Annotated in this window: 7 protein-coding genes; 1 reads left to right on the top strand and 6 read right to left on the bottom strand. The window is 48.6% G+C overall.

The genetic code is table 11. The annotated features are described in order from the left end of the window. Positions 1 to 177: 177 nt before the first annotated feature. The 3 genes from ACRJJO_RS15740 to rluD are packed head-to-tail and all read right to left on the bottom strand — an operon-like array spanning position 178 to position 2,675. On the bottom strand, positions 178 to 1,002 hold the full coding sequence (locus ACRJJO_RS15740) for a ZIP family metal transporter (RefSeq protein ID WP_431066621.1): 825 nt from the start codon (positions 1,000 to 1,002) through the stop codon (positions 178 to 180). Between the two features lie 7 nt (positions 1,003 to 1,009). After that, positions 1,010 to 1,744 (bottom strand): peptidoglycan editing factor PgeF, encoded by a 735-nt coding sequence (pgeF, locus tag ACRJJO_RS15735; protein WP_431066620.1) that lies wholly within the window; start codon positions 1,742 to 1,744, stop codon positions 1,010 to 1,012. Next, positions 1,731 to 2,675 (bottom strand): 23S rRNA pseudouridine(1911/1915/1917) synthase RluD, encoded by a 945-nt coding sequence (gene rluD, locus ACRJJO_RS15730; RefSeq protein ID WP_431066619.1) that lies wholly within the window; start codon positions 2,673 to 2,675, stop codon positions 1,731 to 1,733. Before rluD ends, pgeF begins: the two co-directional genes overlap by 14 nt. A gap of 134 nt (positions 2,676 to 2,809) precedes the next feature. On the opposite strand from rluD, the gene ACRJJO_RS15725 reads away from it, so the two are divergent. Continuing rightward, positions 2,810 to 3,646: an outer membrane protein assembly factor BamD gene (locus tag ACRJJO_RS15725; RefSeq protein WP_431066618.1), complete on the top strand. Its 837-nt coding sequence runs from the start codon at positions 2,810 to 2,812 to the stop codon at positions 3,644 to 3,646. 540 nt (positions 3,647 to 4,186) lie between these two features. Here ACRJJO_RS15725 and ACRJJO_RS15720 read toward each other — a convergent pair. From ACRJJO_RS15720 to ACRJJO_RS15710, 3 genes are all read right to left on the bottom strand, one after another. Next, complete coding sequence (locus tag ACRJJO_RS15720) at positions 4,187 to 5,566, bottom strand: L-serine ammonia-lyase (protein ID WP_431066617.1); 1,380 nt, start codon at positions 5,564 to 5,566, stop codon at positions 4,187 to 4,189. 346 nt (positions 5,567 to 5,912) lie between these two features. Then, positions 5,913 to 7,157 (bottom strand): DUF1501 domain-containing protein, encoded by a 1,245-nt coding sequence (locus tag ACRJJO_RS15715; RefSeq protein WP_431066616.1) that lies wholly within the window; start codon positions 7,155 to 7,157, stop codon positions 5,913 to 5,915. 12 nt (positions 7,158 to 7,169) lie between these two features. Next, on the bottom strand, positions 7,170 to 10,819 hold a 3,650-nt coding region (locus ACRJJO_RS15710), incomplete at its 5' end, for a DUF1800 family protein (RefSeq protein ID WP_431066615.1).

Genomic DNA, 10,819 nt, shown 5'->3' with positions numbered 1-10,819 from the left:
TAGCAGTTAGCAGTTAGCAGTTAGCAGTTAGCAGTTAGCAGTTAGCAGTTAGCAGAATGATGAGGGTTTCAAATAGTTTGTCAAGCTCTAATTTCTGCTTTCTGCTTTCTGCTTTCTGCTTTCTGCTTTCTGCTTTCTGCTTTCCGCTTTCCGCTTTCCGCTTTCCGCTTTCCGCAATTATCTTCCACCTTCCTGGTGCTTCCGCTCAAGGCTTTCCAATTCAATATCATGGGCAAATCCATGCAGCGAACAAATCAACAACACCCCGGCTGCAATTAATGCGACTTGTTGCACTGAAACCTTCAACTCGGTTTTTTCATGTAAGGTCGGAATCAAGTCGGCTACAGCGATGTATATAAAACTCGAAGCCGCCATCGCTAAAAAATACGGAAGACTATCATGCAGGTCTTCCAAACTAAAATAGGCAATAATGCCGCCAACGACCGTCGCAAGACTCGATAGGATATTGTATAAAAGCGCTTTGCCTTTGGAATAACCGCTTTGCAATAATATTGCGAAATCGCCGACTTCTTGCGGAATCTCATGCGCGGCAACTGCTAAACTCGTTACGATACCAAGCTTGACATCGGTTAAAAATGCCGCGGCAATCAGTATGCCGTCGACAAAATTATGAATCCCGTCACCCAGCAAAATTAACATTCCGGCCGGATGGTGACCCTCTGCGTCTTCGCCATGAGCTTCACAATGGTTATGATGGCAATGTCGCCAAACCAACAGCTTTTCCAGCATAAAAAAACCCAGAATTCCAGCCATAATCACCGCCGACAAACTTTGAATACGATCCGAGTCGACATCCTCGAAAGCATGCGGAATCAAGCCCCAAAAGGCCACTGCCAATAATGCGCCGGTCGCGAAACTGATGCCATGCGGCAAAACCCTAGCCCGCTGAGCATCATCCAGCCATAAAAAAAACGAAGCCGCCAAAACGCTTAAAACCCCGCCCAACGCAGTAAAAATAATAATTAAAAACAACAAATTCATAACAATTTTATACTCTCCAAATTAAACTTGCCATCCTGCCTGTCTCCTTATCGCGTCGAAACGAATAAAACCGCTCGACATCGGACAGGGTACAAAACTGTCCGCCATAAACGCTTTCAACACCGGCTAAAGCCAGATTGATACGCGCTAAACCATAAATATCGGCCAACCATTTACCCTTTTCGGCTGCACGAAATGCACCGACATACCGCGCGTTATTTTCAATAAACGCAGTACGTACGTCGTCACCGACTTCAAAGGCATCCGGCCCTATCGCCGGTCCAAGCCAAACCAATAGATCAAGCGTTTTCATCGCCTTAACGGTTTCAACGATCACGCCAGCCAACAACCCCCTCCAGCCGGCATGAACGGCTGCAACACTGCGTCCGTCGCGAGAACACAACAATACCGGCAAACAATCGGCGGTTAATACCGTACAAACGACTCCCGGCTCATGACTAAAACTCGCGTCGGCCTCGACCAGCGTATTCACTTGCGCCGCATCGACTACAGTTTGTCCATGCACTTGATTCAACCAAACCGGCGCATTCGGCAAATCGAGCATGTCGATGATCCGTTGCCGATTCTTCAACACCAGCTTAGGCTTATCGCCAACATGCATCGCGGGATTAAGGCTTTGAAACGATCCAATGCTGAAACCGCCGCTTCGCAGGGTCGTTGCGGCGAAAACATTGGCCGGCGCAGGCCAATCGGGCTTTAGCCAATACTTAGGGCTGTTCATTGTCTCGTAATGCGGCCAATAATCGAATCATATCGTCGGGTAAAGGTTGAATCCATTCGTAGTACTCTTGCGTCTCAGGATGCAACAATCCCAGTTTTTCGGCATGAAGCGCTTGACGCTTGAATGCCCGAAGCTCTATCTCCAATTGTTCGGAACAGTCCGGCGGCAACTGAAAACGCCCGCCGTAAACCGGATCGCCAACCAATGGAAAATGAACATACGCCATATGGACCCGAATCTGATGCGTGCGCCCGGTTTCCAATTTAACGCGGATTAGAGTATGCCTAGCGAAACGTTCGACAACCCGATAATGGGTTACCGCATCCTTGCCCGTTTGCCTGACCGAATAGCGCTTACGATCGGTCGGATGCCGGCCGATCGGCTCGTCTATCGTCGCACCGGCGATGATTCGTCCTTTGGTAATCGCCAAGTATTCTCTTTCTATCGAACGTTCTTGTAGTTGTTTAACCAGGCTGTTATGGGCTTGAAGCGTTTTTGCGACCATCAACAAACCACTCGTTTCCTTGTCGATGCGATGCACAATGCCGGCTCTCGGCAAGGTCTCGAGGCTCGGCACATGATTGAGCAAGGCATTCTGCAAAGTCCCCGTCCAATTACCGACTGCCGGATGCACGACTAAACCCGCCGGCTTATTGATGATTAACAAGGACTCGTCTTCATAAACGATATCCAGCGGAATCGCTTCCGCCTCGCATTCCAAAACCACCTCGGCTTCAGCATCGAGCTCAATGGATTCTCCGCCTTCGACCTTGTCTTTGGCCTTTAATTGGGCGCCGTTAATCATCACCCGCCCGGCTTTCAGCCAAGTCTGTAGCTTACTTCGGGAATAATCCGAAAATAGCTCAGCAAGCACTTGATCCAAACGCATACCCGCCATTTCTTCGGGAATTTGTGCCGATAATCTTGTCATAACTTATGTCTTCTGATTAGTTCGCCGTTAAGTTATACTCGTTGCTTAATTAGCGTCGAGCGCATCTTGCGCTCGACGAAACCAGTTCATCCACAACGAAAAAACCGTACATATTACAACGTGTCGTCAGCTCTATGCGATTATTTTTAGTAAAATTCTTTCTCGTTCTTACCTTAGGCCTGTCACTTCAGAGCTGCGAAACGTTAAAAAACTTCAACCTGGAAAGCACTAGCACAGACGAATATAAAGACTGGAGTGAGGAAAAACTGCATACGTCGGCCAAAGAATCGATGGACGACGGTTATTATCAAAAAGCGATCAAAATGTACGAAACGCTCGAGTCGCGTTTTCCGTTTGGAGAGTATGCCGCTCAGGCACAATTGAATATTGCTTATGCATATTACAAAAATGACGACTCCGAAGCTGCGATTGCAGCCGCCGAGAGGTTTATTAAAATTCATCCCCGCAACCCCAGCGTCGATTACGCCTATTATTTGAAAGGATTGGTTAATTACAATCGCGACATCGGATTTCTCGAAAGATTTTTACCTACCGATACCTCGCAACGCGATCCGGGCAGCGCTCGGGAAGCCTACAATAATTTCCAGGAATTAATCAGCCGCTTCCCGGACAGTCAATATATCCCCGACGCACAACAGCGAATGATCGCGCTACGCAATAATATGGCGATGCACGAAGTGCATGCCGCAAGGTTCTATTTGAAGCGTAAAGCCTATGTCGCGGCGGTTAACCGCGCGTCCGAAGTCGTGAACAATTACCAGCGCACAACCGCCGTTCCGTTTGCGTTGGAGGTTATGATTGAAGCTTATAAAAAACTGGGTATGGAAACACTGGCTAACAATGCCTCGCGTGTTTATGAACTGAATTTTCCGGACGGACCGCCGGTACCGGAACGGGAAAGCAGAACCATGGCCGGAAAAGTCTGGGATTTTATTGGGTTCGACGAATAACCTCAATAACAAAAAAACCTCAGATTCAAATCGCTTGAACTTTTACTCCCTTTTGATTGAAAAACCGTCTAAGAATAAAAGGTAATTATTCACACCCCTATCGTTCCCACGCTCCGGCGCTCGCCGTTATACACAAGTATCGGTAAACTTGCTAAACAGAGGTCATCGTAGACCTGGAAACGGTGCTGTTTGATAAATCTGCGGATATTGAACATCAGTGGCTTTCCCTCACCTAGCGTTAGGTGAGGGAAGACGAAGGCGTCGCTCCCACAAAGGGTCGGATGCTCTGTGGGAGCGATCCCCTGATCGCGATCTCGAGGTCGAAAGTGTTAAGTAACAATAAATGGTATCGAAGACTCATTAGCTAAGATTGCAAAGCGGTAATTTTTGACTTATGTATAACGATGAGCGCTCCGGCATGGGAATGAAAACCGAGACGCTCTAGCGTCTCGTACCGCTGGAGCGGTACTTAGACGTTCCCACGCAGGAGCGGTGGGAACGAGGAATCGATAACTTGTACTTGGAATTATTAGGGCCTCCCTAACACTCGATCAAATTAACCGCCAATCCACCGCGAGCGGTTTCCTTGTATTTGGTTTTCATATCGGCACCGGTCTCGCGCATCGTTTTAATCACTTTATCCAACGATACATAATGCGAACCGTCGCCTCGCAATGCAATACGTGCGGCATTGATAGCCTTAACCGAACCCATCGCATTGCGTTCGATACAAGGCACTTGCACTAAACCGCCGACCGGATCGCAAGTTAAGCCTAAATTATGCTCCATACCGATTTCGGCGGCATTTTCCACCTGTTCAGGCGACCCTCCCAACACTTCGGCCAAAGCGCCTGCCGCCATCGAACAGGCGACTCCAACCTCTCCCTGACAACCGACTTCTGCCCCGGAAATTGAGGCATTTTCCTTGTATAGAATCGCGATTGCGGCGGCGGTCAATAAAAAACGAATCACACCCTCTTCATTCGCACCCTCGCAAAATCTCCAATAATAGTGCAGTACAGCCGGAATAATTCCTGCCGCGCCGTTGGTTGGCGCAGTCACGACACGCCCACCCGCGGCGTTTTCTTCATTTACCGCTAACGCGAACAGATTGACCCAATCGAGTTTACCGGGAGGCAATCCCGGAGCATGCGAAGGAATTTCATGTATCAGTTGCTTATAAATTTGCGCCGCTCGACGTTTAACTTTCATACCGCCAGGCAGCACGCCTTCTTGAGCAATCCCTCTTTCAACGCAGGCCTGCATGACATGCCAAATAGCCAATAGATTTTTTCGTATTTCAGCCTCGCTCAACCAAGCTTTTTCGTTATTCAGCATTAATTCGCTTATCGACTTCTTATGTTCCTTGCATAATTTCAGCAAACCATCGGCTGTCTTAAACGGATAAGGCAAACACGTATCGTCATCGATCAAACGATCGGTCGCAGCCAGCTCGCCGCTAACCACAAAACCGCCACCGACCGAATAATAATCTTTCTGCAACAGCTCGATTCCTGATGCATCAATTGCTGTGAAACGCAGCCCATTCGAATGAAACGGCAAGACCTTACGGTTAAACTGCAGGTGTTTTTTCTCGATAAATTGAATGGAGTGGCGCGATAAGACCTGTAGACGACCGTTTTGCCTAATCGCTTCCAGTCTGCCCGGAATGATATCCGGATCGATGCAATCCGGCGACTCGCCCTCAAGCCCTAACATCACCGCTTTGTCGGTACCATGGCCTTTACCGGTCGCTCCTAATGACCCGTAAAGTGCCACAGTGATTGTTTCAACCTGCTCTAAAATTTTGCCTTCGTCCAATTTCAAAGCGAATTGCATAGCCGCTCTCATGGGACCAACGGTATGAGAACTGGACGGTCCAATGCCGATTTTAAATATATCGAATGCGCTAATTGCCATGGTGAACCCGCGTAAATTTCAAATGAATGTCAACGTAGGTTTCAATATAACGCTTTTTTCTATCTATCGACAGGGGCAGTTGAAAAGGAAAAGTACATTTCAACGACTTTTCGCTATACTTCGCGCGGTCATGTTTGCGGCTTTTATGGCAAGGCTATTTTTTTCGAGAGCAAGGCGCGAAAACAGGCGCATAGCAAGCTATGTAACTGTTTTCGCAACGCCGCTCTCGGATAAAAGAGCGCGTTAGAAAACCGCAAATGTGACCGCGCGAAGTATAATCCTTCGACCACATAGAGCGAGCGGAATAATTCGTTTTTCTCATAACGAAAAGTTATTTTGCATATTCCTATGACATAAAACCCACCGTTTGATAATGGCTGCCCGGCAATACGCCAGCCAAACTCGATGCATGATTGAAATGCTTGACGATGATCTCGCCGAAAATATCGGTGAAATCCGTACTATGAGTAAGATAACGCCCCAAATACAATTGCTCGGACGACAAACCCGGCCACTCGCCGTAAATGCCACCATTGACTTGATGACCGATAACAAACCAACTTGAAGCATTCCCGTGATCGGTCCCGCCGCTAGCATTTTGTTTAGCCGTTCTGCCGAATTCGGTCATGGTGACAATCACGACATCGTTCATGTAAGCAGCCCCCAAATCCTTGTACAGTGCAGCAATACCGTTGGAGAATTCGCTCAAGCGATTCGCCTGAGTACCTTCCGCTCCACCTTGTCCGGAATGATTATCCCATCCACCGATATTGACTGCAGCCACCTCGAGTCCAGCACGCGCCTTAACCAAGCGGGCAATATCGCGTAATTGTCGGCCATACTCCGTTTCGGGATAGACTGCACCGTTATCCGGAATATAAGACTGCTGACGGTATTGATCCAACACTAAGAGATTATCGAGCGCCAATTCGCCGTGCTGCTTCAAAAGCAAGCGTTCTTTCAACGCGGAAGAGACCGGTTGTTGATAAATCCCGGATAATTGACTTAATACCTCATTGTCCAAACCGGAAACCGGCGCATCCAAAGAATCGATTGCGGCAACCGGCGTTGAGCCTTTCAACGCATGTACCAAACTACCGAAACTAACCGCGCGCATATCGGCCTCTTGGCTCCGACTCGTTAGATATCTATTCAACCAACCGTCCGCTCGTTTCGTACCGGGCGTTCCGCTTTCTATGAAGTCTTGGCTGGTAAAATGCGAACGGTTGCCGTCATGATAATGGACGGTCGGTAAAACAGCCAAATGCCCTTGTTGATAAATCTCATGCATCGCGCTCATGGCCGGATGCAGTCCGAAAAAACCGTCTAAGTCCAAGGCGCCACCGACTCCGGACCCTGGACGGGCAATTGCAATATCGGGTCTTAAGCGATAATACTCGTCCTCACCGTAAGGAACGACTGTATTCAATCCGTCGCAACCGCCCCGTTGAAAAATCACCACCAAGGTTTTTCCCGCGAAACCGTTGGCAAAAGCGCTTCCGGCACTCGATAGCAACCCGACGGCCGATAAGGCACTGCGACCGAAGACCGGCATTGCCGCCAAACCCTTTAAGAAATTTCTTCTTTTCATGATCGTATTCCTCTATTGCAATTGATAAGCAGGATATTTCAAAATCAGCGCAATAGCCTTACGCAGCTTGGCATCCGCTTTATCATCGTAAATATCGAAGCGTTCAGTGTTATCGGCGGTTAATACGGCTTTTGCCGTTTCGAACTCCATTTGTGTATAGTCGTGACTCATGGTCAGCTCGAATATGTAAGCCAATACGCCTTCGGTCGTTTCTATTCCATTGTCGATAAAGAATCGCACGGGCTCCTCCCAATAATTTCGCCAGACAGACGGGTTGTTAAACAATGCTTGTCCCGCAAACTGCCAACGTTGCGTCATCTGCCCGGAATTCACCCAATGATCGGCCTCTTCAGCCCATCCGGTAGGCGCAGGATAATAAAAAAGATGCATGCCCATCCCTCTCATCAATTGACGAGTATTGGCATGATTAATCGTCACCGGTAATTGCCTGAAGAATCCTACTGTAAACTCCAACGGATTTTTGACCTTGTTATGGAAATTGGTTGAAGCGGAAAATGCCGGAGACCGGATAATGCCTTCCAAGACCAAGGCTATTTGGTTATCCAAGTCGGCATAAGCGATAAAGTCATCGGCACAACTTTGGATAGACGTTTCGGCGGGCTGGTCGGAAACCAGCAATTTAAGCAATTTATTGCAGATATTTTTTGCCGTACTTTGATGATTGGCCAATAAGTCTAATACCATCTCGCCGCCGGCCATTCCGGATCCGGCAGGAATCACCGTATCGAGCACAGTTTTTTCGCCGTTGTCATGCGCCCATGAATGAAAAGCAAACGCTCTGCTGTTCCAATCCAGACGCCACCCAGTAAACACACGGGCAACATCGGCAATATCCTGAGTTTCATATCCGTTATCGACACCTAAAGTATGTAACTCAAGCAACTCCCTGGCATAGTTTTCATTCGGTTCGTTTTTATGGCTACGGTGATTATCCAAATAAAGCAACATCGCCGGGCTCTTCGCGCTGACTCCCAACAAGTCTCTAAAGCGGCCTAGAGCATGGGTTCTAAATCCCTCGTTTTCGGCTGCTTCGAAGTCGTTAGCGGTTTTACTGCGATCAGTATTAAAATGATTTTCCCAAAACCTGGCCATCACTTCCAATAACTGTCTTTTACTCATAGTTGCCCGAGCAATTTGAGAATATTGCAACTTGAATAAGTCGTTTATGTCTTGATCCAGTAAGTTCTCCAAATAAGTGTCAAGCTCGCTGTCGTCGATTGACGCCGGATTTAACTGCTTTTGCAAAAAGGCATCCGCGCCGATTGTGCGTATTTCGCTCAGTAACTCCGGTGTCGCGCCGAATGTTGTTCTACTTAATAACTGAGCAGCACTGACCGCCTCTTTCATGACAGGTAACAATAGCTCGTTAACACTGCGGTTACCGGCCCAGTCTTCGGCCGACAAAGCCACGGTCACCTCACCTCCGCGGCTTAATCCGCGAACCGCCAAACCCCAATGACCGTTATCACCGATTTCAAGCGCACGGTTATTGACGATAATGCCTTTAATTGGATCGGTTACAGTCGCAAATAGCGATTTGACTCCGGTATCGTCGCTAACGCTACCCAGTAAAGCCAGACCGTGCTCATCGATTTGATCGCCGCTTCGATGCGATGCAACGCTAATTTGCGGAGCCTGTTCATCTTTTATGATGTGGTATTGTTTGGTTTCGGACGTGCTATTGCCGACTTTGTCGAAAGCAACGGCATTGATCGAAACCGTCTGATCGGCCGTCAACATCGAGTTGTTCACAGAAAACAGCCAATCGCCTTGATCTAGGCGCGCACCACCGGAAATCGTTCCCGCAACGGGATCGATTACAGTAAGTTCGACCCTATCGACTTCTTGGTTATCGGTAACTTTCATGCGGATTTGGAAACCTTGATCCGCCAAGTTCGCATTATTATTTGGCGTAAATGCCATGAAGATAGGCGGCTCGTCGTCGAGTTTATCCGGATCTTCTGGATCGACGACAAAATTTACCCAGCCTTTTTGACTAATCCAACGACTATAATGACGTTTGTCGTTATCGAATAAATTGGTCGCCCTAACCACGAACAAGCGGCCGTCGCCCAAACCTTCCGGATCGAAGCGGACTACGCCGGCATTATCGGTCACTAACGAAGCACGCCAGTTCAAGCGTCCGTCCGTACCTTTTTCATACAATACCAGGCTATGGCCGGGCATGACTTCTCCTGTTTCGGCTTTAGACAATTTAACCGCAATCGCACCGGCTTGGAATTGGAACGGTCCGGTTTTATCGATATCTTTACTGTCTATCCATCTGCCGTAAGGGTTTGCGCGCAGCACATAGCTGGAGCCTTTTCCTAGATCGGTCAAGTCGAAATCGATGCGTCCTTCGGCATCGGTGCTTTTCCGTTGAAACCAACGTAGCGATTGATCCGGCAGACGTTCGTAGGCGGTAATCTCGACATTGGCCAAACCTTTTCCGTCGAGCGCATTTAGCATGGTTACATTTAATAATTTATTGCCGACGGTAAAGTTAAAGGTACCGGCGTTAACGATCAAATCGCTGTTGACCCAACGTTTATCTAAAGGCGTTTGCGCCCGCAAAACATATTTACGGCCTTGACCGAGATCGGGTAAATGCAATGGAATACTGCCGTTTTGATCGGTCGGTACGCGGGCGAACCAAGACAAGCTGCCGTCGATCAATTCTTCCATTACGGTAATATCCTGACCTATAATCGCTTGACCGTTCGCGCCATCGAGCACCGTGACTTGCAAATTGCCGACTCTGAAATCGAAATTCCCGGTATTAGCGATATCGCCGGAAAATACCGTGCCGGTTCCGTAGAGCTGTTGAGTTCTCAACACATAATGAGTCCCGCTACCCAATCCCGGCAAATCGAAATTCAAGCGACCGTTAGCATCGGTATTTTCCCGTCTAAACCAGGCCAGGTTTCCGTCGGGTTCTTTACGTAGTACTGTAATTTCTTGATTGGCTAGAGGTTGATTATTGATACCGTCGGTGACTGCCACATTCAACAATTTGTTGCCGACCACGAAATTGACTAAACCACCTTGCGTCACCGTTTCGCTAGTCAGCCAACGGTTATCGAAAGTGCTTTGCGCTTTGAACACATAAATCTTGCCGCCGCCCAGCTCCGGCAAATCGAAATCGGCAAATCCGCTGGCGTCGGTATGGGTCGCGCTGCCGCTGACATATACATCCTTGCCGTCGGCCTGGTGAACATAGGCGTTGACCCGGTATTCCGCCAAGGCGCCGCCGGTTTGACCGTTGACCGCTTTGACCCGGACATTGCCGACCTTAAAGACGTGATTGCCGGTTTGTTGAATATCGGAGGAATAAACGATGCCGCTGCCGTGTTTCTTGGTCGTACGCAGAACATAGTCGGTACCGTTACCCAAGCCAGGCAAGTCCAGGCTCAATTGACCATTAGCATCGGTATGTTCCCGGCGGAACCATTTCAAAACGCCGTCCGACTCGCGAGTCATGACGATCACTTCTTGGTTTGCCAGCGGCGTATTACCGATACCGTCGGAGACTGCCACATTCAACAATTTGTTGCCGACTACGAAGCTGACCAAGCCAGCCTGCGTAACGATGTCGCTGCTCAACCAGCGATTGTCGAAAGTACTTTGCGCCTTGAACACAT

This window comes from Methylotuvimicrobium sp. (assembly GCF_050611805.1).
Lineage (GTDB): Bacteria > Pseudomonadota > Gammaproteobacteria > Methylococcales > Methylomonadaceae > Methylotuvimicrobium.
This window is presented reverse-complemented; position numbering and strand designations above follow the sequence as displayed.

Coding starts and splice junctions, on each gene's coding strand:
- ACRJJO_RS15740 (WP_431066621.1), bottom strand. CDS start 1,002: ATGAATTTGTTGTTTTTAATTATTATTTTTACTGCGTTGGGCGGGGTT.
- pgeF (WP_431066620.1), bottom strand. CDS start 1,744: ATGAACAGCCCTAAGTATTGGCTAAAGCCCGATTGGCCTGCGCCGGCC.
- rluD (WP_431066619.1), bottom strand. CDS start 2,675: ATGACAAGATTATCGGCACAAATTCCCGAAGAAATGGCGGGTATGCGT.
- ACRJJO_RS15725 (WP_431066618.1), top strand. CDS start 2,810: ATGCGATTATTTTTAGTAAAATTCTTTCTCGTTCTTACCTTAGGCCTG.
- ACRJJO_RS15720 (WP_431066617.1), bottom strand. CDS start 5,566: ATGGCAATTAGCGCATTCGATATATTTAAAATCGGCATTGGACCGTCC.
- ACRJJO_RS15715 (WP_431066616.1), bottom strand. CDS start 7,157: ATGAAAAGAAGAAATTTCTTAAAGGGTTTGGCGGCAATGCCGGTCTTC.